The organism is Mesorhizobium sp. M0243 (genome assembly GCF_040321775.1).
In the GTDB taxonomy this organism is placed as follows: Bacteria; Pseudomonadota; Alphaproteobacteria; order Rhizobiales; family Rhizobiaceae; genus Mesorhizobium.
Genome location: NZ_JAMYSF010000004.1, coordinates 103,739 through 128,507 on the forward strand (window position 1 = coordinate 103,739; position 24,769 = coordinate 128,507).

Genomic DNA, 24,769 nt, shown 5'->3' on the forward strand with positions numbered 1-24,769 from the left:
GTCTATGTCGCGTATGAACTCTTTCGTCGCCGGCCTCGGCCTGGCGGCTTTTTTGTCCACCAGCGCTGCCTTTGCCGGCGATCCGGCGAGCTGCAAGGCGGTGCGTCTTTCCGATGTCGGCTGGACCGACATCCAGGCGACGACCGGCGTCGCATCGGTACTGCTCACCGCGCTCGGCTACGAACCGCAGACGATCCAGCTGTCGGTGCCGGTGACCATGGCGTCGCTGAAGAACAAGGATCTTGATGTCTTCCTCGGCAACTGGATGCCGTCGATGACCAACGACATCAAGGACTACACCGCCGACGGTTCGGTCGAGACCATCAGCGAAAACCTCAGTGGCGCCGGCTACGGTATCGTCGTGCCGACCTATGTCGCGGACGCCGGCGTCAAGACGCTGACCGACCTCGGCAAGTTCAAGGACAAGTTCGACGGCAAGATCTACGGCATCGAGGCCGGCAATGATGGTAACCGCATCATCCTCGACATGATCAAGAACCCGAAGGACAATCTCGAAGGCTTCGAGCTGGTCGAATCCTCGGAGGCTGGCATGCTCACGCAGGCCGAGCAGTCGATCAAGAGCAATGAGTGGATCGCGTTCCTCGGTTGGACGCCGCATCCGGTGATGGGTGCCATGAAGATCACCTATCTCGATGGCATGGGCGACAGCGGCTTTGGCGCAGCCACCGTGCATACCAATGTGCGCAAGGGTTACACCACCGAGTGCCCGAATGCCGGCAAATTCATCGCCAACCTGAAGTTCAATCTCGACATGGAAGGCGAGATAATGGACGCGATCCTCAAGGGCGCCGATGCCAATACGGCTGCGACCGACTGGCTCAAGAAGCATCCGGACGCGGTTGCTCCATGGATTGCCGGCGTGACCACTTTCGATGGCGGCGACGCGGCTGCAGCCGTGAAGACTGCGCTCGGAAGCTGAGCAGGTCTTGCGTTCGGCGTGACCGATCAAGAAGGGCAGTCACTTTAGAAGGGGCTGCCCTTTTTCATATCCTGTGACAAGATGACCGTCCGGCAAGGACGGCGACTGTCAAAGAGGGGCAAGATGGATCCGATTTCAAAATTCTTTGTCAGTTACAAGATCCCCATAGGCGAATGGGGCAAAGCGTTCTTCACCTTCCTTACCGACAATTTCAACACCTTCTTCCGCGGTCTCTCCGGCGGTTTGAATTTCCTGCTCGACGGAGTGGTCGACACGCTGCTGCTGGTACCCCCGGTCCTTCTCATCGCGCTGATTGCACTGCTTGCCTATTATCTGCAGCGATCGAGAGGCTTGGCCGTGGCTGTCTTTCTCGGGTTGCTGTTCATCCTTAACCAGAACCTCTGGAAGCAGACGGTAGAGACGCTGGTGCTGGTGGTTGCCGCCGCCGCCGCCTCGATGGCCATCGGTGTGCCACTCGGTATCTGGGCGGCGCACAAGCCGAAGGTCTATCGCGTCATGCTGCCGGTGCTCGATTTGATGCAGACGCTGCCGACCTTCGTCTACCTGATCCCGGTGCTGACGCTGTTCGGCCTCGGCAATGCGCCCGGCCTCATCGTCACGATCATCTTCGTCATCCCGACTGCGGTTCGTCTCACGCATCTCGGCGTCGTCTCGGTGCCGAAGTCGATCGTCGAGGCCGGCGAGGCGTTCGGCGCCACCAAGAGCCAGTTGCTGTGGAAGGTGGAGCTGCCCTCGGCGCTGCCTACCATCATGGCCGGTCTGACGCAGTGCATCATGCTGTCGCTGTCGATGGTGGTGTTTGCCGCACTGATCGGCGCCGGCGGCCTCGGCACCGAAATCAACCGGGCGCTGGGTTCGCGCAAGATCGACCTCGGGCTTGAGGCGGGCCTCGCTATCGTCGTTTTGGCCATCGTGCTCGACCGGATGACCCGCATCGCCGTTGGAGGCAAGAAATGACCGTCGCCGTCGATTTCCGGAACGTCGATATCGTCTTCGGCGCCGACCAGGCCGGATCGCTGAAGATGGTCGACGCCGGAGCCAGCCGCGCCGAGATCCTCGACAAGACCGGCAATGTACTGGGTTGCGCCGGCGCCAGCCTGACCGTGAACGAGGGCGAAATCTCCGTGCTGATGGGTCTCTCCGGTTCGGGCAAGTCGACATTGCTGCGGGCGGTCAACCGGCTCAACGTGGTGTCGCGCGGCCAGGTGCTGGTCAAGGATGGCGACAAGACCGTCGACGTCGTCACCTGCGACGAGGCGACCCTGCGGCGCCTGCGCCAGAAACAGGTGGCGATGGTGTTCCAGCAGTTCGGCCTTTTGCCCTGGCGTACGGTGGAGGAGAATGTCGGTCTCGGCCTCGAACTCGCCGGCGTACCGGAAGCCGAGCGCAAGGAGCGCGTGCAACGCCAGCTCAAGCTGGTCAATCTCGACCAGTGGTCGAAGAAATACGCGCATGAGCTGTCGGGCGGCATGCAGCAGCGCGTCGGCTTGGCGCGGGCCTTCGCCACCGAGGCGCCGATCCTGCTGATGGACGAGCCGTTCTCGGCGCTCGACCCGCTGATCCGCACCAAGCTGCAGGACGAATTGCTGCAACTGCAGGCCGAGTTGAAGAAGACCATCATCTTCGTCAGCCACGACCTCGAGGAGGCGCTGAAGATTGGCTCCCACATCACCATCATGGAGGGTGGGCGCATCGTGCAAACCGGCGCGCCGGAGGACATCGTGCTGCGGCCTGCCAACGACTATGTCCGCGACTTCATCGCCAATGTGAACCCGCTGTCGGTGCTGACCGCCTGGAACGTGATGCGCGACCGTCGCGATCTGGAGCACGGCAAGGACGGCTGGGTGTGGCTCGACCGCCGCAAGACGACGCGCTTCAAGATCGACGATCACGGGCTGGTGGCGGCGGCCGAACGCGACGGCAAGCCGGCGGTGTGGGTGTCGTGCGCCGACGTCGAAGGCCAGCCCGAGGAAGTAGCGCAGGTGTTCTGGGCCAATCCGGGCACCTCGCTGAAAACCGTCATGCTGGCCATGCACCGCTCGCAGACAGCACCCGTGGCGCTGTTCGACGACCAGTCGCGCTTCGTCGGCGCCATCGGCATCCGCGATGTGCTGAGCGCGGTGCTGCGGCGGTAACGCCAAATTCGTGGACGCCGCCGCGGGCAGCGGAGGCTGCTTGAATGCTTTTTATGCCGCCAGCGGCAGGCGCAGTTGCGTCAGCAGGCCACCGCCCGGGTTGTTGGACAGGCGGATCTCGCCACCTGCGGCGCGCGCGATGTTGCGGGCAATGGTCAGGCCGAGGCCCAGACCGCCGGTCTGGCGGTTGCGCGATTGTTCGAGGCGCACGAACGAGCCGAACACGGCGTCGATCTGTGCCTGCGGTATCCCGGGCCCTTCATCGCGGATGGTGAGCAGGATCATGTCTTCCGACCGGCGCAGCGAAAGATGCGCCTTCTTGCCGTAGGTGACCGCGTTCTGCACCAGATTGGTGACGCAGCGCTTGAGCGCGACCGGCCGCGCCATGCAGATCAGCCCGCGCGAACGGGTCTCGTCGTCGAACGACACGTCGTCATAGCCGTCGGCGATCGATTCCACGAGCGACCAGAAATCGATGCGTTCGTTCTTCTCTTCCGTCACCTCGAAGGTGGCGAAGTCGATCACCGAGCTGGCGATGCCCTCGACGTCGGCGAGGTCGTGCGCCAGCGCCTCGCGGACCGCCGATTTGCGCAACAGCTCCAGGCGCAGGCGCATCCTGGTCATCGGCGTGCGCAGATCATGCGCCAATGCCGCCGCCAGATGTTCGCGGTCCTCGACATATTCGCGCAACCTCGCCTGCATGGCGTTGATCGCCTTGGCGGCGGCACGGACCTCGCGGCTGCCGCTCTCGGCGATCGGTGGGCTCTTCAGATCCTTGCCGATCCGGTTCACGGCGGTTTCCATCATCCGGTAGGGCGCCGTCAGCCGGCGCAGCGACCAGATCGACATGATCACCACCAGCCCTGCGATCAGCGAATAAAGCGGCAGGCTGTCGAAGCTCAGGATCGGGCCGACGGGCGTGATCGGTTCGGTGAAGTTCAGCCATTGGCCGTCGGCGAAGCGCAGCGAGGCCGTCAGCTTGTCGCTCTGGGCGAAGTCGGCGGCCAGCACCAGAAGGTCACGCTCGACCTGTCCGATGTCGGGTCCCGGCGCCGTGCCGTCCGCGTCATCGGCCTCGCGCGTCGCCGGATCGCGGCGCACGCGTGCATCGGTGATGCCGAATTTCGACAGCCGGCCGACGAGGATGTCTTCGAGTTCGGCCAGTTCGTCGTCGCCGGCGATCGACGAAGTGACCGCCGGCGTGTCCGAAACGGTGAGCGCGTAAGTGGAGTTGAAGAGGCCGGTCGCCGTCGCCTTGCGCTCGTCCGGACTGGCGTCATGCATGAGCTGAACCAGCGAGAAGGCACGGTCGTTGAGCCGGTAGAGGTCGACGACGCCGTTGGCGGCGGCGCGGTCGCGCGACACGATATAGAGGGTCGCGACCTGGCTGATCAGCAGGCCGGCAATGACGATCAGCAGCACCCAGACAGGCAAGGTCTGCGGCAGGAAACGTCTCATTCGGAGGTCGTCTCGGGCAGGAACTGGTAGCCGCCGCTGCGTACGGTCAGGATCAGCTTGGGCGTCTTCGGGTCATCCTCCATCTTGCGTCGCAGCCGGCTGACCAGGATGTCGATGCTGCGGTCGAAGGAATAGTCGCTGTCGCCGCCGGACAGCTCGATGAGCTGGTCGCGGGTCAGCACGCGCTGCGCGCTCTTGACGAAGGTCTGCAGCAGATTGAATTCGGCCATGGTCAGTTCGACCCTGACATCGTCGGGTGCGATCAGCCGGCGCCGAGCACAATCCATCGTCCAGCCGGCGAAGCGGTAGATCTGCTTGGTGGTGGCGCGCTTCGGCTCGGCGGCGCCATTGCGCCTGAGCACGGCGCGGATACGCGCCAAAAGCTCGCGCGGGTCGAAGGGTTTGGGCACATAGTCGTCGGCGCCCATTTCCAGGCCGACGACGCGGTCGGTCGTCTCGGTGACGGCGGTCAGCATGATGATCGGCGTCGAATACTGGGCGCGCAGGTCGCGGCACAGCTCCAGCCCGCTCTTGCCGGGCAGCATCACGTCGAGGACGATGAGGTCCACCTGGACGCGCCGCAGGATGGTCTCCATCTCGATGCCGTCGGCGGCAACCGAGGTGTGCAGGCCCCGTTTCTGGAAGAATTCCTGCAGCAGGTCGCGGATACCCTTGTCGTCGTCGACGATCAGTATGTGTGCGTCGGATTTCACAGCAGCCCTGTCATTGTTGCCAAGCCCTTCTGTCTTTGATTGCCAAGCCCTTCTGTCGCAACCCACACGATAGAATTCAGGCCATATGTTGGCCAGTGGCTATGACGGGTTCACACCGGCTTTCTCAGACACAATCCAGAAACAAAATTCTACAGTTCAGAAAAACTCCTGAAAAATTTCAAGGGCATAACTGATCTCGTGGCGGTCAGGTCATCGGCTGCGACGCTAGTCTCCGGGTTTACGGATAAACCGATGCCAAGGTTGTCGATCAGTTTGTTGGGTGCGTTGCTGGGCTTCTGCCTGGTCACTGCCGCTGTCGGACAATCGGACGCAAAGGTGACGCTCACAACCCGGAGCGAACGGTGCGCCAATCTTAGCCACCAATTTGATGAAGCCCTCGAAACCCATGCCACGGCAACGCAGGTCACCGCGGCAAAGGCACTTCAGAGAAAGGGCAACCGGTACTGCGCCGCCAAGAAACAGGCGCAGGGCATCCGGATGCTCGCCAGTGCTTTGAAGCTGCTTGGAGTGACGCCGAACGACCCGGTTCAGTAACACTCCGAAACTTGGCCCGCATAAAAAGGAAACGAAGCCATGAAAAAGTCCATCCTCTCCGCAACCGGTCTCGCCGTCGCTCTCGCCTTCGCGATGCCGGCTCTCGGCAACGCCGCCGCCACCACGACCGCTGCTCCGGCTGCTTCGACGACCACCGCTCCGGCGACTGCCGCTCCGGCCAAGGCTGCTCCGAAGAAGGTCGTCAAGAAGACCGTCAAGAAGCACAAGAAGGCTGCCGAGAAGGCCGTCAAGAAGGACGCCCCGAAGACCTAATAAGGTCCGGCGCAAAATGCCGGCCTGTTGACCAAGGCCGCTCCAGCTGGTTTCGGCTGGAGCGGCCTTCTTCCTGTCCGAACCGCTGAAGCCCTGACGTTGGCGATGAAGCGGGTCGATGGGTTCAACTGATCTTGACGAAGTCTGGCACCGGCAGCTTCCGCCTCGACTGACACTTAACCCGTTTGCAACGCCGACCGTGTAGGACAATCCGCATGAAGAAGCGGCTTTCGTCCATTTTGCGCTCGATGGTGATCGGCGGCCTGGTTGCCACCGGCGTCGCCAGGGTGCTGATCCTGTTCACCGCCAGCCCGGTGCCCGATCCGGCCACCGGACGCACCGAGCCTTCGCTGTTCGCGCCGGCGATTTCCACCAGCTGGGACTACATCACGCCGGCACAGACCTGGCTGCTGGTCGTGCTGACCGGCGCGACGCTGATCTGCGTCGCCGCGTGGCCGATCGCGACCTGGCTGGAACGCCGGGCGGATGCCGGTGGAAACCGCTTTCGCCCCGATATGCCGTCCGCCACGACCGCGCGGCAGATTCCAAGCCGTCGGATGTTCGGTCGCCAGGGCCGTTGAACGGCAAACGACACTTTCCCACATAGGTGTGAATAGCCGCGCTCGGCTTGCGGCGTTGATCAAAATAGACGGCTGCTTTCGCTGGTGCCAGAATGGCGAAGGTCGCTTACGCAAATGGTCGGTTCCAATGCCTGAAATCACCACAAAACCGCGCGTCCAGGTCAAGCCGCAGGTCGAACGGCCAAAGCTCTACAAGGTCATCCTCATCAACGACGATTTCACGCCGCGCGAGTTCGTGGTGACGGTGCTGAAGGGCGAGTTCAAACTCAGCGAAGACCAGGCGCATCGGGTGATGATCACCGCGCATCGGCGTGGCGTCTGCGTCGTCGCCGTGTTCACCAGGGATGTCGCCGAGACCAAGGCGACGCGTGCCACCGATGCCGGCAAGGCCAAGGGCTATCCGCTGATGTTCACGACGGAGCCGGAAGAGTAGCCCTACCGTCCTTCGCGGTACCACATCGAACCCATTGCCAGAAGCAGCAGGCCGAGGCCGAGGAAGCCGCCGAACAGCGGCACGCGCGAGACGGCCTTGAGCACGCTGTCGTCCGTGGTGCGCAGTCCGATCCAGTCGTTGCCGGACGCGGCGCCAGCCGAGCGCACCGGCACGATGGAGGGCAGCGTCACGTCGCTGCCAAGGGCTGTGGACGACGCCAGCCGGCGCACGCTGCCGCCGGTGGCTTCAGCCGGCGCCTTCAGCCGGCTTTCGGTGGAAATGACGTCGGCGAATTCCGGTGCGTTGACCGGCCCGACATGGGCGAGCGCGGTGAGGTCGCCATTGGCGACCTGATAGAGGCCGATCTCGCTGGTCTCGACGCTGCCGAGGAAGACCCCGGGCTCGGATTTATCGAGCTTGACGGTCAAGGTCTTGCCGGACGGGGTGATGATCTGCGCGGGGCCGGGATCGTCGGCCATCGTCTGGCGGCGGATTTCCAGCACCATGCCACGGCCGTCGGCGGTCAGCCGCTCTTCCTCGAGCTCAGGCTCCTTCATCAGCCAGTGGGCGATGCGCCGGTAGAGCTGGACATGCGGGCCGCCGCCCTCGAAGCCGCGCGCCCACAGCCAGCCCTGATCGGACAGCAGCATGCCGACGCGGCCTTCGCCCTTGCGGTCGAGCAACAGCAGCGGCCGGTTGTCGGCGCCCTTCATCACCACTGCGCCTTCGGGGTTCTGCACGCCGATGGTGCGGAACCAGCGGCTCCAGTGCGGCGGCTCGGTGGCGGAGCCATCCAGCCCACGCGTCACCGGGTGGCGCTGGCCGAGTTCGGTGAGGCGCGGATAGAAGGCCTTGTCGACCACCTCGCCGGTCGGCATCGCCGGCAGGGCGGACATCAGCGGCGTGCGCGCGATCGAGCTTTCGCCGGCATATTCGGGGCCGGCCGCGATCAGCAGCGCGCCGCCCTTTTCGACATATTCGGAGATGTAGTCGTAATAGAGGATCGGCAGCACGTCGCGGTGCTGGTAGCGGTCGAAAATGATGAGGTCGAAATCCTTGATCTTCTCGACGAACAGTTCGCGGGTCGGGAAGGCGATCAGCGACAATTCGTTGATCGGCGTGCCGTCCTGCTTTTCCGGCGGCCGCAGGATGGTGAAATGGACGAGATCGACCGAGGCGTCGGATTTCAGCAGGTTGCGCCAGGTGCGTTCGCCGGCATGCGGCTCGCCGGAGACGAGCAGCACGCGCAGATTCTCGCGAATGCCGTCGATGAGCGCGATGGCGCGGTTGTTGGTGTCGGTCAGTTCGCCCGGTTCGCGGTCGATGGCGAGTTCGACGATGTTGCGCCCGGCACCCGGAATGGTTACCTGCAGCGGCATCGCCTGGCCAACGGTGGCGTGCTCGACCGCGACCTGTTCGCCATTGACCGAGACGCGCACATCGACCGGGCCGGTCTCGTTTTCGGTCGAGATGACGCGGTAGGTCATGTCGAGCGGCTTGCCGACAAGGCCGAAGCGCGGCGCGTTCTCGAAGCGGATGCGGCGGTCCTTTTCGTGGTCGTTGCCGGTGATCAGGGCATGCAGCGGGGCGTTGAAATCGGGCGCGGCCGGGGGGGCGTCATGGACCTCGCCGTCGGTGATCATGATGGCGCCGCCGATGCGCGACGGCGGCACGTCGCGGAAGGCGCCCTCGAGCGCGCCGAACAGCCGTGTCTCGGTGCGCTCCTCGGCGGCTTCGGATTTACCCGCTTCGACGACGCGCACGTCGAACTGCTTGAAGCGGCCAAGACGCTGCTGCAGCCCGGCCAGTGCCTCGTCGGTCTGCTTGGTGCGGTCGCCGATATCCTGGCTCTGGCTACGGTCGACAATCAGCGCGACGACGCTTTTCAGCGGCTCGCGCTCCTCGTTGAGGAACACCGGGTTGAACAGGGCGGCGGCGAGCGCCAGAAGGGCGACGAAGCGGAAGACCGAGCCGCGCTGGCGAAACCACAGGCCGACCAGCGCAAGCAGCGCCAGCGGCACCAGCGCCAAGGCCAGCAGTGGCCAGGAGATCAGCGGTTCGAAGGAGATCGACCAATTCATTCCTTACCCTCCCATCTGGGAGGGTCGATCCGCGGAGGTGCAATAAAAGACATCATCTTACTGCCCCAGCCGTTCGAGCAGTATGGGCACGTGCACCTGGTCGGATTTGTAGTTGCCGGTCAGCATGTACATCATGATGTTGACGCCGGCGCGCAGCGCGTAAATGCGCTGCATCGGGTCTGCCGGCACGGTCGGAAGCAGCGGATCGCCGTTCTCGTCGACCGCCCAGGCGCCGGCGAAATCATTGGCGGTGATCATGATCGGCGAGACGCCATCGCCGGTACGCACCGGCCGGTTCTCGGCGTTGCTGGCGTCGAGCGAGGCCTCGACCCAGAGCGGGCTGCCGGCGAAGCGGCCGGGGAATTCGGGCAGGATGAAGAAGGATTTGGTCAGCACGTGGTCGGACGGTACCGGTTCCAGCGGCGGCACGTTGAGGTTGCCGAGGATGTCGCGCAGCCGCTCCGTCGCTGGGCTGGTCGAATCGGCGCCGATGCCGTTGGCGAACTGGTCGCGGGTGTCGAACAGCACCGTGCCGCCCTGCTGCATATAGGCGTCGATGCGGGCGATGGCGGCCTGGCTGGGCATCGGGGCGGCCGGATCGATCGGCCAGTAGATCAGCGGATAGAACGACAGCTCGTCCCTCGATATGTCGACGCCGGCCGGCTCGCCCGGTTCTAGTGCCGTCTTTTCGACCAGGAAGCGGGTCAGGCCCTCGAGCCCGGCGCGGCTGATCGAATCGTCACCCGGCACGCCGGTCAGCACATAGGCGATGCGGGTCTTCGAAATCGCCTCGATGGCCACCTCGTCTCCCGGCGTGGCGTCGTCGGCGCGGGCAAGGTCGGCATGACCGAACAGGCTACCCAGCGCAATAAGGACCGCGGCGGTGGTTGCCACGGCACCGGCGCGACGCGGCCGGCGTGAAAACAGGCCGCCCATCCAGAACACCGCCAGCGTATCAAGCAGCATCAGCACCAGGGCGGCCGCGACCAGCGCGCCTTTCAAATTGCGCGATTCGTCAAAGGCATACTGGATCGAGGTGATGGGAACAGTGATTTGCGGGCGCGCCAGCGGAGCCAGCGTGCTGTCGGCTTCAAGCAAATTATGGGCAAATACACCTGTCTCGGAACCATAGAGACCGGGCGGGTTTTCAAAAGTCACCGGCAGCGCGCCGGCGCCCGGTACAAGCGGCCGCGCGTCCGGCGTCGGCGGCACCAGCGAGCCGTCGGCTGCAATCATGCGATAGGGCGCCAGCGACGCCGCGGCGGCTTCGGCATTGGCGATGGCCGCGCCCTGGTTGCGCGACAGCTGCACGATGCGGCGCAGCATCTCGACGAAGCTGCCAGAGATCGGCAGGTTCGACCAGGTTGCCTCAGGGGTGACGTGGAACAGCACCAGCGTGCCCTTGCCTTTCTTCAGTCCGGTGACCAACGGCGTGCCGTCGGCAAGGGCCGCCCAGGTGCGCTCGACGATATCGGGTGTCGGCTCGGCCAGCACCTGCCTGCTGACGGTGACCTCGGTCGGGGGCGCCAGATCGGCGAACGGGCCGGCCTTGGGGAATTCGGTGACAGGCTGCGGCGACGTCCATGATAGCGCGCCGCCGAGCGAACGCTCGCCGGTGCGAAGGCGGACCGGCAGCAGATCGTCGTCATCGCCCGCAGTAGCCAGCCGCGAACCGGCGAAACGCACCAGCGTGCCGCCATTGTCGACCCAATCGACAAGCCTCTGCCGGACTTGTCCGGGAATGGTGCCGATATCTGCCATGACGATCATCGCGGGCTTCTGGTCGAGGATCTGCGGGATGGCGTCGGCAAGATCGGCGCTGGAGGGTTCGACCAGATCGGCGAATGGCTGCAGCGCCCGCCTGATGTAGTAGAGCGGCGACAAAAGCGGCTGTGCCTGGTCGGCCTCGGCCTGCGACAATAGACCGACGCGCCGCCGCTTGGAGCTTTCGTCGAGCACGCGGACCGCACCGGCCTGCCGCTCGCCGTCGAGCGCGATGGATGCGAAGTCGTTGCGCAGCTCGAACGGCACCGCCATGGTGCCGGTGGCGGTGGTTTCGCCAGGCGAAAAGGTCAGCGTAGCATCGGCGATGCGGCGGCCCTTGTCATCGAAGGCGCCGGCGGTGACCTGAGCCGGGGCAGGGTCGCCCGGCGCGCGGATGGCGGTCAGTGCAAAGCCGTCGACCTGGTTGTCGGCGGTGGTCAGGCCGGTCAGCGACAGCCTGTCTGCGGTTGCCCAGACGACACGGGTGGCATTTTTCGACAAAAGTGTGTTGAAGGCGGCTTCATCGCCTTTTGCCGCCAGGCCGTCGGCAAGCACGGCGACACTGGCCCCGGGCAAGGTCTCCAGCACGCCGGCGACGCGGGCATAGACGGCGGGCCGGTCGGTCGGGATCGGCCGCGGCTTGGCGGCACGCAGCCGGTCAAGGGCGGTGGCGGCATCGAACGGCCCGATCTCGGCATTGGCCTTTTCGGCGGTGAAGGCGATGACGACCGGCACGCCGTTGGAGCCGGCGTCGTTGATCAGCCGCTCGGCGGTGGCGACGCGTTTGCCCCAGTCGGCGGCACTTGCCCAGTCATTGTCGATGACCAGGGCAAGCGCTGCACCCTCGGCCGGCAGCTTTTCGCGCGGATTGAAGACCGGGTCGGCCAATGCGGCGACGATGAGGGCCGCCATCAAGAGCCTGAGCAGCGTCAGCCACCACGGACTCTGCTGCGGCGTCTCCTCGCGCTTCAGCACGCGGGCCAGGATCTTCAGCGGCGGGAAGATTTCGGTCTGCGGCTTGGGCGGCGTCAGCCTGAGCAGCCACCAGATCACCGGCAGTGCCAGGAGGCCCCACAGCACCATGGGGGCGCCAAAGGAAAGCGGCAGCCAACTCATGCGACAGCCTTTCCTGGCCGATCGCCACCGGCGATCGTGCCGGCACGACCGTCAGCGGTCGGCCTGACCGAGGGGCCATCAGTGGTCATCGCCATGTGCAGCCGCACCAGCGCGTCGGAAGCCAGCCGATCGGTGTGGTTGACGGTAAAGCTCCAGCCAAGCCGTTTGCACCAGGCTGCCAGTTCGTGGCGTCGGGCGGCGTAGAGCAGGCGATACTCATCCCCCAGCATTTCGGCGCGGCCGGCGGTCAGCTTGTCGCCGGTCTCGGGATCGGTGAACTCGGTTCGGCCAGCATAGGGGAAGGTCTCCTCGGCCGGGTCGGCGACCTCGATCAGGTGGGCACGTACGCCGTGGCGGGCCAGCACGTCGAGCCAGGCCATCGTCTCTTCGACGGGATCGAGGAAATCGCTGACGATGACGATGTCGCAGAAGCGCCTGATATCGGACAAATCGGGTTTTGCCGGCAAATCGCCGGCATGCATCAACTGGGCGGCGATGCGTTCGGCGCCGTTGCGGGCGGTGAACGGATCGGTGAGGCCCGGCCAGGCGATGCGCTCGCCGCTGCGCGACAACAGCTCGGCCATGGCCAGCGCCAGCACCAGCGCGCGCGATTGCTTGGAAACGCTGGCGCCGGTCGATTTGTAGAGCATCGACGGCGAGGGGTCGGCCCACAGCCAAACGGTATGGGCGGCTTCCCATTCGCGGTCGCGCACATAGGTGTGGTCGTCGCGGGCCGAGCGGCGCCAGTCGATGCGCGAGGAATCGCCCTCGACATAGGGCCGGAACTGCCAGAAATTCTCACCGATGCCGCGTTTGCGGCGGCCATGCCAGCCGGCGATCACGGTGTTGACGATGCGCCGCGCCTCAACCAGCAGGTCTGGCACAAGCGAGGCCCGCAACCGGCCACGGGCGAGCGCGTCACGCGTCGCTGCCGGAGCCTGGACCTCGCCGATGCGCGGCATCAAATCCCTTTCACGAGTTTCGCCACCACGTCACGCACGCTGGTGCCTTCGGCGCGGGCGGCGAAGGTCAGCGCCATGCGATGCTGCAGCACCGGCTCGGCCAGCGCACGCACGTCGTCGACCGAGGGCGCCAGCCGTCCGTCGTAAAGCGCGCGCGCCCTTGTGCACAGCATCAGCGCCTGGCTGGCGCGAGGGCCGGGGCCCCACGCGACGTTCTTGTCGGTTTCGGCGTTGCCTTGGCCGGGACGCGCCGAGCGCACCAGCGTCAGGATCGCTTCGACGACGCTTTCCGGCACCGGCATGCGGCGGATCAGCGTCTGGATCTCCTTCAGCCGCACCGGCTGCAGCACGTTTTGCGCTTTCGCGTCCTCGATGCCGGTGGTTTCCAGAAGGATGCGGCGCTCTGCCTCGATTTCGGGATAGAGGATATCCACCTGCATCAGGAAGCGGTCAAGCTGGGCCTCGGGCAACGGATAGGTGCCTTCCTGCTCCAGCGGGTTCTGGGTTGCCAGCACATGGAAGGGGGCCGGCAGGTCATGGCGGGCGCCGGCAATGGTGACGTGGTATTCCTGCATGGCCTGCAGCAGCGCCGACTGGGTGCGCGGCGAGGCGCGGTTGATCTCGTCGGCCATCAGCAACTGGGCGAAGATCGGCCCGGGAATGAAGCGGAAGGAGCGTTTGCCGGTCTCGTCCTGCTCCATCACTTCGGAGCCGAGGATATCGGACGGCATCAGGTCCGGCGTGAACTGGATGCGACGCGAATCGAGGCCGAGCACGATGCCAAGTGTTTCGACCAGCTTGGTCTTGGCGAGGCCCGGCACGCCGACCAAAAGCGCATGTCCACCGGCCAGCAGCGCCACCAGCGTACGCTCGACGACGCTTTCCTGTCCGAAGATGACCCGGCCGACCCCGTCGCGGATCCGGGAGATGTCGGCAAGCGCCTTTTCGGCCTCGGCGATCATGTCCTTTTCGCTGATCGGGCTTTCCTTGACCATCACGCTCATGCCGCATCGATCCTTGTGGTTGGAATACCATGGCTGGAACAACGGCTGCACCATACCATAAGTTGCCGCGATTCGGCCTCGCGTGGCGCCTATGTCGAAACTTAAATCACAGACTTAGGCTGACAAGCGGAACAACAGTGACTATTTCGTGACCATGACGGGACCCTTGGGACATCGTGAAGAAAGCCTGACTGGTGCCACCGAGGCGCGTGGCCTCGAGGCACTCATCTCGCGCGCCGCCCGTGCCGGCAAGGGCGCGGCACCCGTCGAACGCTGGAATCCCGACTTCTGCGGCGATCTGGACATGGAGATCAAGTCCGACGGCACCTGGCTCTATCTGGGCACGCCGATCGGGCGCATGCCGCTGGTGCAGCTTTTCTCCTCGGTGCTGCGCAAGGACGCCGATGGCAGGACCTATCTGGTGACACCGGTGGAAAAGGTCGGCATCCGCGTCGCCGATGCGCCGTTCATCGCCGTCGAAATGGACGTTTCGGGTAGCGGCGAAGCGCAGACCATCACCTTCCGCACCAATGTCGGCGATGTCGTCGAGGCCGGGCCGGAACGGCCGCTGCGCTTTGTCGACGAGAACGAGACCGGCGGATTGAAGCCCTATGTGCTGGTGCGTGGCCGTCTGGAGGCGCTGGTGGCGCGGCCGGTGATGTATGAACTGGTCGGGCATTGCGAGGAGGTCGAGATCGGCGGCGAGACGATGTTCGCGGTGCGCTCCAAGGGCGCCGTGTTCCCGATCATGCCGGCGGACCAGTTGAAGCGGCTGAGCGCGTGATGGACCAGGTGACGCCGGCGCCGTTTTCATCCGCGGATTTTCGCGCGCGTTTTGCCGTGCAGCCCGATGCGCATGCAGGCGACGATTATGGCGATCATCGCTTTAACCCCGGCCATCCGCGCCTCAATCAGGGCATGGCGCTGCGCAATGCCGCGGTGCTGATCCCGGTGGTCGATCATGAGGGCGATGCGACGGTTCTCCTGACCAAACGGGCCGAAAAGCTGCGCAGCCATTCGGGGCAGGTGGCATTTCCCGGCGGCACAATCGATCCGACCGATCCGAGCCCTGAGGCTGCGGCGCTGCGCGAGACCTTCGAGGAGATCGGGCTTGGCCGAGACCGCATCGAGATCATCGGCCGCATGCCCGACTATGTGGCCGGCAGCGGCTACCGCATCGCGCCGGTGCTGGGCATCGTGCTGCCCGGTTTCCAACTGACGCTCAACGCCGACGAGGTCGACGCCGCTTTCGAAGTGCCCCTGCGCTTCTTGATGGACCCGGCCAACCACAAGCGCGACAGCCGTATGTGGAACGATCTCGAATGGTTCTTCTACGACATGCCTTACGGCGAACGGCGCATCTGGGGCGTCACCGCCGGCATCATCCGTACCCTCTATGAAAGGCTTTATGCGTGAGTGTCTCGATCGCGGACAGGGCCGACTGGCTCGGCGACAAGCATCTGCAGCGCCTGCTGTTCGCACTGGCCGAAGGCGGTGAAGAGGCGCGAGTCGCAGGCGGCGCGGTGCGCAACACGCTGATGGGCCAGCCGGTCGCCGACATCGACATCGCCACCACCTGCCTGCCGGAGGAAACCCTCCGCCGCGCCGAAGCGGAAGGGTTCAAGGCGGTGCCAACCGGCATCGAGCATGGGACAATCACCGTGGTTGCCGGCGGAAAACCTTATGAAATCACCACCTTGCGCGCTGATATCGAGACCGACGGGCGGCGCGCGAAAGTGTCGTTCGGGCGCGACTGGAAGCTCGATGCTGAGCGGCGCGACTTCACCATCAACGCGCTCTATGCCGGGGCCGATGGCAAGGTGGTCGACCTGGTCGGCGGCATTGCCGACATCGAGGCGCGCCGGCTGCGATTCATCGGCGACCCGGAAGCGCGCATTCGCGAAGACTACCTGCGCATCCTGCGCTTCTTCCGCTTCTTCGCCTGGTACGGCGACGGGCGGCCGGACGCCGAAGGGCTGAAAGCCTGTGCCCGGCTTAAGGAAGGGCTGGCCCAGCTTTCGTCCGAGCGAATCTGGTCGGAACTGAAGAAACTTTTGTCGGCGCCCGATCCGTCACGGGCGCTGCTCTGGATGCGGCAGGCAGGTGTCTTGACCGCAGCGCTGCCGGAAAGCGAGAAATGGGGCATCGATGCCATCCATGGGTTGGCCAAGGCCGGGAAGGATCTGGGCTGGGCACCCGACCCGCTGCTCAGACTGGAAGCGATCGTGCCGCCCGATGCCGCTCGCATGAAGACGCTCGCCGAGCGGCTCAAACTCTCGACCGCCGAAGCGGATCGCCTGCGTCACTGGGCGCTTGCCAGCGCCGTCGAGCCGAAGACGACCGAGGGCGAACTGGCGAAAAGGCTCTATCGCGGTGACCGGCAGGGGTTTGTCGACCGTCTGCGGCTGTCGCTTGCGGCAGCCAGGGTGCGCGCCGTCGAGGACAATGAGGCGCTGCTCGAAGCCGGTGGTTTTTCGCGCCTGCTCGCCTTCGCCATCAAATGGGAAAAGCCGTTGTTTCCACTGAAAGGTGCCGATCTCACGGCGCTCGGCGCAACTCCGGGGCCGAAACTCGGCGAAATCCTCAGGAATCTCGAGGCGGAATGGGTCGAAGCCGGGTTTGCCCCTGATCGCGACGCGCTCCTCAAGCGCGCCGCCGAAGCCTTGAAGGCCGGGTAGATCAGGCCGCGTCGCGGGTCTTTTCGATGCGCGAGCGGATCGCCTCGATCATCGTCTCGCGGATCACCGTCTCGCCATGCGTCTCGCGCATGTGCTCGACGGCACGGCGCATGACCTCGGCCTCCTCGTCGGCACGCGTGTGCCAGTCACAGCCGGGCACGAGCGACCCGCAGTGAAATTCCTTCATGGGATTTTCTCCTTTTCCTCCGTGGAGCCCGAGGCTCCGGCACTTTTTTGGCTGACGGTCCAAATCCGAGATCGGATCCTGGGGCCGCGAGCGGGAGAAGCATAACACAGATGGGGTGGCATTGGTTGCAGTCAACGGCGAAAAGGCGGAGCAGGCGCTGCTCCGCCCTCTTACGCTACCCCCAAACAGGACCGGATATCGTCTCATCCTGCTCTGGCGGGCAAGCCATCATTTTGCGACCTTGACGGCCTCGGCGACCTTGTTCTTGCCCTTCATATCCCATGAGACGCGGACCTTTTCACCGACCGTCAGGCCAGGATCCTTGAAGGTTTGGGAAGCGTAAAAGACGATCCATCATCGAGGACCAGGCTCATGGCCGTCGTGTCAAAGGTCTTGATCGTTCCGGTGGTGTGCTTGACGGCGGCGAATGCCACTGAACCGGAAGCGAGAAGGGCAGCGGCGGCAGCCGAAACAATGATCTTGCGCATTGCGAAGTACTCCTGGAAAGGCGGGTATCTTTTTGACGAAGATGTCCCGCATCGTCTTGGGCCGTCCGGTCGCGTCGGGTCGCGGCTCGCTTTGTCTTGACGCAATTCCCGTCGGAAAGCCGTTTCGCACTTTCCTGGAATTGCGCGCAGGCGAGCCGCCGGCGCTTCCCGACCCGGCGCCACAAATAGACTAGTCTTTTCAACAGCCTATTAGACGAAAAAGAAATTTTTCGCCGCACCGTGTGCCACATTCCATGCCCATTTCGAGCGAATGGGACATCAATGCGGCTCACGCCGGGCTCACCATTTTGTTACGGCCAGCGGACCTCGGGTGGCAGGCTGGAAAGGATGGACGCGACATTGCCGCCGGTCTTCAGTCCGAAGATGGTGCCGCGATCGTGAAGCAGATTGAATTCGACATAGCGGCCGCGGCGGATGAGCTGTTCGTCGCGGTCGCCATCGGTCCAGTTCTCGTTGAAGTTGGCGCGCACGAGGTGGCCGTAGACGACGAGAAAAGAGCGGCCGACATCCTGGACGAAGTTGAAATCGGCATTCCAGCCGCCTTTGTCCTCGCCCGAATGCAGCCAGTCGAAGAAGATGCCGCCGGTGCCGCGCGGCTCGTTGCGGTGCGACAGATAGAAATACTCGTCGCACCAGGCCTTGTATTTCGGGTAATCGGCGACGTCGGCGTTCTTCTCGCAAGCGAATTGCATGGCGCGGTGGAAGGCGACCGTGTCGGGGTCGTCCTGCGTGCGGCGGCTGTCGAGCACCGGCGTTAGATCGGCGCCGCCGCCGAACCATTGGCGAGATGTGACCACCATGCGCGTGTTCATGTGCACGGCCGGAACGTTTGGGTTCCAGGGATGCGCGATCAGCGAAATGCCAGATGCCCAAAAGCGCGGGTCTTCCTCGGCGCCCGGCATCTGCTTCCTGAATTCGGGTGAGAACTCGCCGTGGACGGTCGAAGTGTGGACGCCGACCTTTTCGAAGACGCGGCCGTGCATCATCGACATGGTGCCGCCGCCGCCGCGCCCCTCGTCACGTTCCCATGGCGTCTTTTCGAAGCGGCCGGGCGACCACGAGGCCAGCGGCCCGCCAAGATCCTGCTCGATCTGCTCGAAGGTGGCGCAGATGCGTTCGCGCAGCGCCTCGAACCACAGCCTTGCCTTCATCTTCTTCTGTTCGATGTCGGCGGGCAGGCCTGCCGGTATTTCTGGTCGTTCCAAGTGCCGTCTCCGGTTGGGGCGGCGAGTCCCACAAATGACTCGTCTTTTGCCGGCGCGATCCCTAATCTCTTAAGGGCAAGGGTCAAGTCACTTTGGTTTTGCGCATGATCCTTTCCGAAACTCGATTCCGATTTCGGGGTCATGCGCCAGGTGCAAGGAGTTGTTTCGTGCGCACCCCGGCAAGACCGCCGCTGGATGGCCTGAAGAAAAGGCTCGACCAAAGCCGTGCCGAGCGTGTTCGTATGCCGCGCGACGGTTTCCTGCGCGAGACCTTCGTGCTGCCGCGCTCCGATGCGCGGCTCAAGGCCAAGGAATGGTTCGAGCGCTTTCCCAAGCAGGCCTACTGGACCGAGATCGAAAGCTGGTTCGAGCGGCCGGGCGACTTGATTGAGTTCACCATCAGGCGCTTGCCTGCGGCTGACTAGGATGTCCTCGAGAGAGGCGGAGCAACCAGCCTTCTTGCCCCTGTCCCCTCGCGCGCCAGCCGGTCGCCCTTGTTACGCAGCGGGCATTTGTCGATCGACATGCAGCCGCAGCCGATGCAGTCGGTCAGCCCGTCGCGCAGTTTCTTCAACTGGGCGATCTTGTGATCGAGCCCGTCGCGCCAGGCGGTCGACAAAAGGTTCCAGTCATCGCGCGTCGGCGTGCGGCCTTCTGGCAGCGATGCCAGGGCTTCACCGATCTCGGCCAGCGAAATGCCGACCTCCTGCGCCACCTTGATGATCGCCACGCGCCGCAGCACGTCACGGCCGTAGCGGCGCTGATTTCCCGCCGTGCGGTGGCTGCGGATCAGGCCGCGGGCCTCATAGAAATGCAATGCCGACACCGCCACACCGCTGCGCATGGCGACCTGGCCGACCGTTAATTCCGTTATCGGTGCCATCTCTGTTTTTCGTCCCGATTTTTCCGCTTGACCTCAAGTTAAGTTGAGCTTGTAGCGAAGAAACCCAGGATCTGCAAACGAAGGAGAAGGCGATGTGCGCCTGGGTCAAGATGACGGGAGACGGGCTTGCCGGCGAACCCCTATCCCAGTTGCCGGATGGCTTCGCCCGCCACCATGGCGACGGAAAGCGCGACATTGATGCTGCGCGCCGCGCCCTGCATGGGGATGGTCAGCCGCGCATCCGCCGCCTGATGAACAGGATCCGGAACGCCTGCGGATTCGCGGCCGAACAGGAGGATGTCGCCATCGGCGAAGGTGAAGCTGGTGTAAGCGGTCGTGGCTTTGGTCGACAGCAGCACCAGCCGGTGCGCGCCGGCTTTGCGCCAGTCCTCGAAGGCGTGCCAGTCGACATGCCGGATCAAAGCAGCCATTTCGAGGTAGTCCATGCCGGCTCGCTTGAGCGCTTTGTCGGAGAGCGGAAAGCCGGCCGGTTCAATGATATCTACGCCGAGCCCGAGGCAAGCGGCGAAGCGCAGGATTGTCCCGGTGTTGCCGGCGATATCCGGCTGGTAGAGCGCGATGCGGAGACGACAGTTCATTTCCGCGTCTTTCTAATAAGTGGCAAATCGGCCACAGCGGGCTCGCGGTTTTGGAAATTGCTGGACCTGCGGGTGGCCATTTTCTGCGAAGTCGGGTATGTCAGCTCCATTGTCAACCCGAACCGATGGAGGGGTAATTCATGATGACCATGCACATCCAGCGCCCCTCTTATGGGCTTACCTGCCTGCCGGCGGTTTCGGTACGACGATTCTCCTGACTCTCTAAGACTTGATCGCACCGATTCCCGCCGAAACGATTTTTCGGCTCTCGAAGGAATCCTGCGATGTTTTTCAAAAAGTCAAAAGGGCTAAACGCCCCAACTGAAGCTGTCCGGACCGATGCTTGTCGTGTCCGGACCGATGCTTATCGTGTCCAGACCGACGCAAAGCGCGCCTCCGGCCGAATGCCGGCGGACGATATTGCTTCGCCTTTTTATCTCGATTTTCACACGGAGGACGGACCGATGTTCGATCCCTATAGAATACCTGGCTCGAGGAGCCTGCATATCCACCGACTGCCGACCTGGGCGCTGCTGATCGGCGACACCTATTCGTCTGCGGTTCACGCCGAGGTTCGCCGCCGGCCGCATCGCGGCATGCTGCCGGATGTCGATTTTTCGCGCGCGGTTCCCGATCCGAGCCGCCCGTCGCTGGTGCGCCGGATCATCCGGCTGGTCAGGCCGGGCGCGAAAAACCGGGCTGGCGGCACCGTGTCGTCAGGATCGGCTGGCGCAGCTGTCGGCGAAAAGCCCGCGAGCCCCTATATTGCACGAGGCATGGCCGACGGTCCGGGTGATTCCAGACCGTCGGCCCTTGATGCCATGGGTACCGGGGATTTCGTACGCTCACGTGCCGCGTAAGCGGCAAACACATTTCACAGGCATAACCTATGTTGTTGTTTAGCTGGTTTGAAAAAAGGCTCGATCCGTTCCCCGCAGCGGAACCGGCCGAGCCGCCCAAGACGCTGGTTGCCTTCTGCCTGCATTATACGCGCGGCGCATGGCCTTATATCCTTTTCGACGCGGTGCTGGTGACGGCCATCGCGATCGCCGAAGTATGGATGTTCGGCTTCCTCGGCCGCATCGTCGACTGGCTGTCGGGGCAGAATCGCGAAACCTTCCTGCAGACGGAAGCCTGGAAGCTCGCCGGCATGGCCTTCATCGTGCTGTTCGCGCTGCCGGGCACGGTATGGCTGCATTCGTTTCTCAACCAGCAGACGCTGATGGGCAATTATCCCATGCGCATCCGCTGGCAGGTGCACCGCTATCTGCTCAAGCAGTCGATGAGTTTCTACCAGGACGAGTTCGCCGGCCGCATCGCGACAAAGCTGATGCAGACGGCTCTCGCCGTGCGCGAATGCGTCATCAAGGTGATCGACGTCCTGAACTACGTTATCGTCTATTTCCTCGGCATGCTGCTCATCGTCGGCTCGGCCGACTGGCGGCTGGCGGCGCCGCTCGGCGTCTGGCTGGTCGGCTATATCCTTTTGCTGCGGTTTTTCATTCCCCGGCTGGGCAAGGTTGGCGAGGAACAGGCCAATGCGCGCTCGATCATGACGGGCCGTGTCGTCGACAGCTACTCCAACATCCAGACGGTCAAGCTGTTCAGCCATGCACGCCGCGAAGCGTCATTCGCCAAAGACGGCATGTCCGGCTTTCTCGAAACGGTCTACCGGTCGATGCGGCTGGTGACAGTGCTTTTTGGCTCGCTTTACATCCTAAATGCATTGCTCTTGTTCTCTGTCACCGCGATGGCGTTGTGGCTGTGGCTGGGGCAAGCAGTGACGATCGGCGCGGTCGCCGTGGTCATCGGCCTTGTGCTCAGGATGTGGGGGATGTCGCAATGGATCATGTGGGAAATGTCGGGCCTGTTCGAGAACATCGGCACGGTGCAGGACGGCATCGCCTCAATCTCGCTGCCGCGCCTTGTCGAGGACAGGCCGGACGCGAAGGAGATCAGCGTTTCCAGGGGTGAGATCCGCTTTGAGGACATTCGCTTCCACTACGGCAAGCAGAAGGGTGTGATTGAAGGCCTGTCGCTGGCGGTGAAACCGGGCGAGAAGGTCGGCATCGTCGGCCGTTCCGGCGCCGGCAAGTCGACGCTGGTCAACCTGTTGCTGCGCTTCTACGACCTCGAAGCCGGGCAGATATTGATCGACGGCCAGGAGATCGCCGGTGTGAAGCAGGATTCGCTGCGTGCGCAGATCGGCATGGTCACGCAGGACACCTCGCTGCTGCATCGTTCGGTGCGCGAGAACATCCTTTATGGCCGGCCCGATGCCACCGACGAGATGCTTGTCGAGGCGGCGCGCCGCGCCGAGGCGCTGGATTTCATCGGCGGGCTTTCGGATGCCAGCGGCCGCAAGGGCTTCGATGCCCATGTCGGTGACCGCGGCGTCAAATTGTCCGGCGGCCAGCGGCAACGCGTCGCCATTGCTCGCGTTATGTTGAAGGACGCACCTATACTTATCCTTGACGAAGCGACTTCGGCGCTTGATTCCGAAGCCGAGGCGGCGATCCAAGAGAATCTCTACAAGCTCATGCAAGGCAAAACCGTCATCGCCATAGCGCACCGGCTGTCGACCATCGCGGCGATGGACAGGCTGGTGGTGATGGACAAGGGTCGTGTCATCGAGGAAGGTTCGCACGAGGAACTCGTCGCCAAGGGCGGGCTCTACGCGCAGCTCTGGCAGCGCCAGTCGGGCGGGTTCCTGCTTGAGGACGGTCCCGCCGACGCCGCCAACGACGCACTTGCAAAGGGGCAAGCCGCAGAATGATGGCCGCCGCATGATGACAGCCGTCTATCGCTGGTTCGAGAACTGGGTCTATCCGTTCAGGGAGCCAGCGAATCTTCGGCCACCGACCAGCGTCGGCGGCTTTCTCTGGCACTATGTCGGCCAGGCGAAGTTCGCCTTCTTCGCCATGCTGGTCATCGGCGGCATCGCGCCGCTGGTCGAGGCCGGCCTGTTCTACTTCGTCGGGCGGCTGGTCGATATTCTCGACCAGCTTCCCGCCGAGCGCAGTTGGCACGCACTGTGGGCCGCCGCAGGCCCTGAACTGGTTTTCATGGCCGTGGTGGTGCTGGTCATCCGCACCGTCGTCGTCGGCCTTTCGGCGCTGGTCGACGAACAGACGATCACGCCCGGCTTCTACAATCTGGTGCGCTGGCAGGCGCACCGGCATGTCTCGCGCCAGTCCGACGCCTTCTTCCAGAACGATTTCGCCGGCCGCATCGCAACAAAGGTCTGGCAGGCGGGCCAGGCCACCGGCGACCTGATGGAAAGCTTCATCGAGGTCGTCTGGTTCATGATCGTCTATACGGTGACGACGCTGGCGCTGGTCGCAGGCCTCGATCTCAGGCTGGCGGTGCTGGTGGTGATCTGGATTTCCGCTTTCGCTTGGCTGGCCAAGCTCTATCTGCCGGCAATCCGCAAGCATGCCGAGGAAACAGCCGAGGCCGGCTCGATGATCACCGGCCGCATTGTCGATTCCTATTCCAACGTGCAGACGCTGAAACTGTTCTCGGCCGATGGCGACGACCGCTACATCAGGAACGGTTTCGACATCTACCTCGACGCATTGCGCCCGTTCACCCGCCGGCTGACCGGCGTGCGCATGGCGCTGACGACGCTGTCGGGCATCATGATCACGGCGATCGGCTGTTTTGCCGTCTATCTCTGGGTCGAGGGCTCGATCACCGTCGGCGCTGTCGCCTTCACCCTGTCGCTGGTGCTGCGGCTCAACATGCTGCTTGGCCGGCTGATGATGCAGCTCAACAGCATCTTGCGAAACCTCGGCGTGCTGGAGAACTCCAAGGCGCTGATTTCGCAGCCGCTCGGCCTCACGGATGCGCCCCACGCCAAGGAACTCGTGGTGGCAGGCGGGCGTATCGAGGTGAGGAACGTCGAGTTCCATTACGGCAAAGGTTTCGGCGTGCTGAACGGCATCGACCTTGTCGTCAAGCCGGGCGAGAAGGTCGGGCTGGTCGGACCGTCTGGCGCGGGCAAGACGACCCTCGCCAATCTGATCCTGCGGCTCTACGATCTGGAGAGCGGGTCGATCACCATCGATGGCCAGGATGTCGCCAAAGTCACGCAAAATTCGCTGCGCGCCAATATCGGCGTCGTCAGCCAGGACACGGCGCTGTTCCACCGTTCGCTGCGCGACAACATCAAGCTCGGCATGCCTGACGCGACCGATGCGGAGGTGATCGCGGCGGCGAAAAAGGCCGAGGCGCACGAGTTCATCCTGACCTTGCGCGACAACAGGGACCGCGCCGGCTACGAGGCCTTTGTCGGCGAGCGCGGCGTCAAACTGTCGGGCGGCCAGCGCCAGCGCGTGGCGATCGCCCGTGTCTTCCTGAAGGACGCGCCGATCCTGATCCTCGACGAGGCGACCTCGGCGCTCGACTCGGATATCGAGGCGGCAATCCAGGAGAATCTGACGCGGCTGATGGAGAACAAGACGGTCATCGCCATCGCCCACCGTCTGTCGACGATCGCGGCACTCGATCGGCTGGTGGTGCTCGATGGCGGCCGCATCGTCGAGCAAGGCACGCATGACCAGCTGGTGGCGCTCGACGGGCTCTATGCGCGGCTGTGGAAGCGGCAGTCCGGCGGCTTTCTCTATCACGAGGACAGCGTGCTCGAAGAGACGCGGCCTGCGGAGTAGCT

The 24,769-nt window shown here is 63.9% G+C and carries 25 protein-coding genes; 14 read left to right on the forward strand and 11 right to left on the reverse strand.

Features of this window, described 5'->3' with window-relative positions; genetic code table 11:
- Nucleotides 1–4 precede the first annotated feature (4 nt).
- The 3 genes from NKJ11_RS06540 (at nucleotide 5) to choV (ending at nucleotide 3,096) form a co-directional block, all read left to right on the forward strand.
- Nucleotides 5–940 (forward strand): choline ABC transporter substrate-binding protein, encoded by a 936-nt coding sequence (locus NKJ11_RS06540; RefSeq protein WP_023809863.1) that lies wholly within the window; start codon nucleotides 5–7, stop codon nucleotides 938–940.
- A 123-nt stretch (nucleotides 941–1,063) separates the two neighbouring features.
- Nucleotides 1,064–1,918: a choline ABC transporter permease subunit gene (gene choW, locus NKJ11_RS06545; protein ID WP_127266555.1), complete on the forward strand. Its 855-nt coding sequence runs from the start codon at nucleotides 1,064–1,066 to the stop codon at nucleotides 1,916–1,918.
- The gene (choV, locus tag NKJ11_RS06550; protein ID WP_023809861.1) at nucleotides 1,915–3,096 is read left to right on the forward strand and encodes a choline ABC transporter ATP-binding protein; all 1,182 of its coding nucleotides are present in this window, start codon (nucleotides 1,915–1,917) and stop codon (nucleotides 3,094–3,096) included. Before choW ends, choV begins: the two co-directional genes overlap by 4 nt.
- 51 nt (nucleotides 3,097–3,147) lie before the next feature.
- Here the strand turns inward: choV and NKJ11_RS06555 are convergent, their stop codons facing one another.
- Together NKJ11_RS06555 and NKJ11_RS06560 are read right to left on the reverse strand one after the other, a co-directional pair.
- Nucleotides 3,148–4,554 carry an ATP-binding protein gene (locus NKJ11_RS06555; protein WP_023809860.1) on the reverse strand — a complete coding sequence of 469 codons (1,407 nt, stop codon included), beginning with the start codon at nucleotides 4,552–4,554 and terminating at the stop codon, nucleotides 3,148–3,150.
- The gene (locus tag NKJ11_RS06560) at nucleotides 4,551–5,267 is read right to left on the reverse strand and encodes a response regulator (protein WP_013529960.1); all 717 of its coding nucleotides are present in this window, start codon (nucleotides 5,265–5,267) and stop codon (nucleotides 4,551–4,553) included. The genes NKJ11_RS06555 and NKJ11_RS06560 overlap by 4 nt, the downstream gene beginning before the upstream one ends.
- 252 nt (nucleotides 5,268–5,519) lie before the next feature.
- Between NKJ11_RS06560 and NKJ11_RS06565 the strand changes: the two genes are divergently transcribed.
- From NKJ11_RS06565 to clpS, 4 genes are all read left to right on the forward strand, one after another.
- Nucleotides 5,520–5,822 carry a hypothetical protein gene (locus NKJ11_RS06565; protein ID WP_023809859.1) on the forward strand — a complete coding sequence of 101 codons (303 nt, stop codon included), beginning with the start codon at nucleotides 5,520–5,522 and terminating at the stop codon, nucleotides 5,820–5,822.
- A gap of 39 nt (nucleotides 5,823–5,861) precedes the next feature.
- The gene (locus NKJ11_RS06570) at nucleotides 5,862–6,095 is read left to right on the forward strand and encodes a hypothetical protein (protein ID WP_013529962.1); all 234 of its coding nucleotides are present in this window, start codon (nucleotides 5,862–5,864) and stop codon (nucleotides 6,093–6,095) included.
- 215 nt (nucleotides 6,096–6,310) lie between these two features.
- Nucleotides 6,311–6,676 (forward strand): hypothetical protein, encoded by a 366-nt coding sequence (locus tag NKJ11_RS06575; protein WP_023809858.1) that lies wholly within the window; start codon nucleotides 6,311–6,313, stop codon nucleotides 6,674–6,676.
- Nucleotides 6,677–6,803: 127 nt separating this feature from the next.
- A complete protein-coding gene (clpS, locus tag NKJ11_RS06580) occupies nucleotides 6,804–7,109 on the forward strand; it encodes an ATP-dependent Clp protease adapter ClpS (protein WP_023809857.1) in 306 nt (101 codons plus the stop codon).
- A gap of 2 nt (nucleotides 7,110–7,111) precedes the next feature.
- Here the strand turns inward: clpS and NKJ11_RS06585 are convergent, their stop codons facing one another.
- The 4 genes from NKJ11_RS06585 to NKJ11_RS06600 are packed head-to-tail and all read right to left on the reverse strand — an operon-like array spanning nucleotide 7,112 to nucleotide 14,036.
- Nucleotides 7,112–9,190, reverse strand: a complete 2,079-nt coding sequence (locus NKJ11_RS06585) for a membrane protein (protein WP_023809856.1) — start codon at nucleotides 9,188–9,190, stop codon at nucleotides 7,112–7,114.
- 57 nt (nucleotides 9,191–9,247) lie between these two features.
- Nucleotides 9,248–12,070 (reverse strand): DUF4159 domain-containing protein, encoded by a 2,823-nt coding sequence (locus tag NKJ11_RS06590; RefSeq protein WP_352610493.1) that lies wholly within the window; start codon nucleotides 12,068–12,070, stop codon nucleotides 9,248–9,250.
- A complete protein-coding gene (locus tag NKJ11_RS06595; RefSeq protein ID WP_023809854.1) occupies nucleotides 12,067–13,032 on the reverse strand; it encodes a DUF58 domain-containing protein in 966 nt (321 codons plus the stop codon). Before NKJ11_RS06595 ends, NKJ11_RS06590 begins: the two co-directional genes overlap by 4 nt.
- The gene (locus NKJ11_RS06600; RefSeq protein WP_352440366.1) at nucleotides 13,032–14,036 is read right to left on the reverse strand and encodes an AAA family ATPase; all 1,005 of its coding nucleotides are present in this window, start codon (nucleotides 14,034–14,036) and stop codon (nucleotides 13,032–13,034) included. The genes NKJ11_RS06595 and NKJ11_RS06600 overlap by 1 nt, the downstream gene beginning before the upstream one ends.
- A 154-nt stretch (nucleotides 14,037–14,190) precedes the next feature.
- Between NKJ11_RS06600 and NKJ11_RS06605 the strand changes: the two genes are divergently transcribed.
- Genes NKJ11_RS06605 through NKJ11_RS06615 form a run of 3 tightly spaced genes read left to right on the forward strand, consistent with a single transcriptional unit; the run spans nucleotide 14,191 to nucleotide 16,714 of the window.
- A complete protein-coding gene (locus NKJ11_RS06605; RefSeq protein WP_352792940.1) occupies nucleotides 14,191–14,820 on the forward strand; it encodes a DUF1285 domain-containing protein in 630 nt (209 codons plus the stop codon).
- Nucleotides 14,820–15,452 (forward strand): CoA pyrophosphatase, encoded by a 633-nt coding sequence (locus tag NKJ11_RS06610; RefSeq protein WP_023809851.1) that lies wholly within the window; start codon nucleotides 14,820–14,822, stop codon nucleotides 15,450–15,452. The genes NKJ11_RS06605 and NKJ11_RS06610 overlap by 1 nt, the downstream gene beginning before the upstream one ends.
- Nucleotides 15,449–16,714, forward strand: a complete 1,266-nt coding sequence (locus tag NKJ11_RS06615) for a CCA tRNA nucleotidyltransferase (RefSeq protein ID WP_352792942.1) — start codon at nucleotides 15,449–15,451, stop codon at nucleotides 16,712–16,714. Before NKJ11_RS06610 ends, NKJ11_RS06615 begins: the two co-directional genes overlap by 4 nt.
- Nucleotide 16,715: 1 nt before the next feature.
- On the opposite strand, the gene NKJ11_RS06620 is transcribed toward NKJ11_RS06615, so the two are convergent.
- The 3 genes from NKJ11_RS06620 to hemF form a co-directional block, all read right to left on the reverse strand.
- Nucleotides 16,716–16,901: a DUF1059 domain-containing protein gene (locus tag NKJ11_RS06620; RefSeq protein ID WP_013529972.1), complete on the reverse strand. Its 186-nt coding sequence runs from the start codon at nucleotides 16,899–16,901 to the stop codon at nucleotides 16,716–16,718.
- A gap of 308 nt (nucleotides 16,902–17,209) precedes the next feature.
- Nucleotides 17,210–17,389, reverse strand: coding sequence for a hypothetical protein (locus tag NKJ11_RS06625; RefSeq protein WP_352792943.1), 180 nt, complete (start codon nucleotides 17,387–17,389; stop codon nucleotides 17,210–17,212).
- 311 nt (nucleotides 17,390–17,700) lie between these two features.
- Entirely contained in the window at nucleotides 17,701–18,615 is a 915-nt protein-coding gene (gene hemF / locus NKJ11_RS06630; RefSeq protein ID WP_023809848.1) for an oxygen-dependent coproporphyrinogen oxidase, read from the reverse strand.
- Nucleotides 18,616–18,782: 167 nt separating this feature from the next.
- On the opposite strand from hemF, the gene NKJ11_RS06635 reads away from it, so the two are divergent.
- Entirely contained in the window at nucleotides 18,783–19,040 is a 258-nt protein-coding gene (locus NKJ11_RS06635; RefSeq protein ID WP_013529975.1) for a hypothetical protein, read from the forward strand.
- On the opposite strand, the gene soxR is transcribed toward NKJ11_RS06635, so the two are convergent.
- Nucleotides 19,037–19,498 (reverse strand): redox-sensitive transcriptional activator SoxR, encoded by a 462-nt coding sequence (gene soxR, locus NKJ11_RS06640; protein ID WP_023809847.1) that lies wholly within the window; start codon nucleotides 19,496–19,498, stop codon nucleotides 19,037–19,039. The genes NKJ11_RS06635 and soxR overlap by 4 nt on opposite strands.
- Before the next feature lie 140 nt (nucleotides 19,499–19,638).
- Complete coding sequence (locus tag NKJ11_RS06645) at nucleotides 19,639–20,097, reverse strand: tRNA (cytidine(34)-2'-O)-methyltransferase (protein WP_127290158.1); 459 nt, start codon at nucleotides 20,095–20,097, stop codon at nucleotides 19,639–19,641.
- 464 nt (nucleotides 20,098–20,561) lie between these two features.
- Between NKJ11_RS06645 and NKJ11_RS06650 the strand changes: the two genes are divergently transcribed.
- From NKJ11_RS06650 to NKJ11_RS06660, 3 genes are read left to right on the forward strand one after another with little or no spacing between them, the layout of a single operon-like run.
- Nucleotides 20,562–20,957 carry a hypothetical protein gene (locus NKJ11_RS06650; protein ID WP_023809845.1) on the forward strand — a complete coding sequence of 132 codons (396 nt, stop codon included), beginning with the start codon at nucleotides 20,562–20,564 and terminating at the stop codon, nucleotides 20,955–20,957.
- A 29-nt stretch (nucleotides 20,958–20,986) separates the two neighbouring features.
- Complete coding sequence (locus tag NKJ11_RS06655) at nucleotides 20,987–22,873, forward strand: ABC transporter ATP-binding protein (RefSeq protein ID WP_352630051.1); 1,887 nt, start codon at nucleotides 20,987–20,989, stop codon at nucleotides 22,871–22,873.
- Nucleotides 22,874–22,883: 10 nt separating this feature from the next.
- A complete protein-coding gene (locus NKJ11_RS06660; protein WP_352610487.1) occupies nucleotides 22,884–24,767 on the forward strand; it encodes an ABC transporter ATP-binding protein in 1,884 nt (627 codons plus the stop codon).
- The last annotated feature ends 2 nt before the right edge of the window (nucleotides 24,768–24,769 follow it).

Bases quoted from the DNA above. Each gene is read 5' to 3' on its own strand.
- NKJ11_RS06540 (WP_023809863.1), top strand. From the start codon at position 5: ATGTCGCGTATGAACTCTTTCGTCGCCGGCCTCGGCCTGGCGGCTTTT.
- choW (WP_127266555.1), top strand. From the start codon at position 1,064: ATGGATCCGATTTCAAAATTCTTTGTCAGTTACAAGATCCCCATAGGC.
- choV (WP_023809861.1), top strand. From the start codon at position 1,915: ATGACCGTCGCCGTCGATTTCCGGAACGTCGATATCGTCTTCGGCGCC.
- NKJ11_RS06555 (WP_023809860.1), bottom strand. From the start codon at position 4,554: ATGAGACGTTTCCTGCCGCAGACCTTGCCTGTCTGGGTGCTGCTGATC.
- NKJ11_RS06565 (WP_023809859.1), top strand. From the start codon at position 5,520: ATGCCAAGGTTGTCGATCAGTTTGTTGGGTGCGTTGCTGGGCTTCTGC.
- NKJ11_RS06570 (WP_013529962.1), top strand. From the start codon at position 5,862: ATGAAAAAGTCCATCCTCTCCGCAACCGGTCTCGCCGTCGCTCTCGCC.
- NKJ11_RS06575 (WP_023809858.1), top strand. From the start codon at position 6,311: ATGAAGAAGCGGCTTTCGTCCATTTTGCGCTCGATGGTGATCGGCGGC.
- clpS (WP_023809857.1), top strand. From the start codon at position 6,804: ATGCCTGAAATCACCACAAAACCGCGCGTCCAGGTCAAGCCGCAGGTC.
- NKJ11_RS06585 (WP_023809856.1), bottom strand. From the start codon at position 9,190: ATGAATTGGTCGATCTCCTTCGAACCGCTGATCTCCTGGCCACTGCTG.
- NKJ11_RS06590 (WP_352610493.1), bottom strand. From the start codon at position 12,070: ATGAGTTGGCTGCCGCTTTCCTTTGGCGCCCCCATGGTGCTGTGGGGC.
- NKJ11_RS06595 (WP_023809854.1), bottom strand. From the start codon at position 13,032: ATGCCGCGCATCGGCGAGGTCCAGGCTCCGGCAGCGACGCGTGACGCG.
- NKJ11_RS06600 (WP_352440366.1), bottom strand. From the start codon at position 14,036: ATGAGCGTGATGGTCAAGGAAAGCCCGATCAGCGAAAAGGACATGATC.
- NKJ11_RS06605 (WP_352792940.1), top strand. From the start codon at position 14,191: ATGACGGGACCCTTGGGACATCGTGAAGAAAGCCTGACTGGTGCCACC.
- NKJ11_RS06610 (WP_023809851.1), top strand. From the start codon at position 14,820: ATGGACCAGGTGACGCCGGCGCCGTTTTCATCCGCGGATTTTCGCGCG.
- NKJ11_RS06620 (WP_013529972.1), bottom strand. From the start codon at position 16,901: ATGAAGGAATTTCACTGCGGGTCGCTCGTGCCCGGCTGTGACTGGCAC.
- NKJ11_RS06625 (WP_352792943.1), bottom strand. From the start codon at position 17,389: ATGCGCAAGATCATTGTTTCGGCTGCCGCCGCTGCCCTTCTCGCTTCC.
- soxR (WP_023809847.1), bottom strand. From the start codon at position 19,498: ATGGCACCGATAACGGAATTAACGGTCGGCCAGGTCGCCATGCGCAGC.
- NKJ11_RS06645 (WP_127290158.1), bottom strand. From the start codon at position 20,097: ATGAACTGTCGTCTCCGCATCGCGCTCTACCAGCCGGATATCGCCGGC.
- NKJ11_RS06650 (WP_023809845.1), top strand. From the start codon at position 20,562: ATGTTCGATCCCTATAGAATACCTGGCTCGAGGAGCCTGCATATCCAC.
- NKJ11_RS06655 (WP_352630051.1), top strand. From the start codon at position 20,987: ATGTTGTTGTTTAGCTGGTTTGAAAAAAGGCTCGATCCGTTCCCCGCA.
- NKJ11_RS06660 (WP_352610487.1), top strand. From the start codon at position 22,884: ATGATGACAGCCGTCTATCGCTGGTTCGAGAACTGGGTCTATCCGTTC.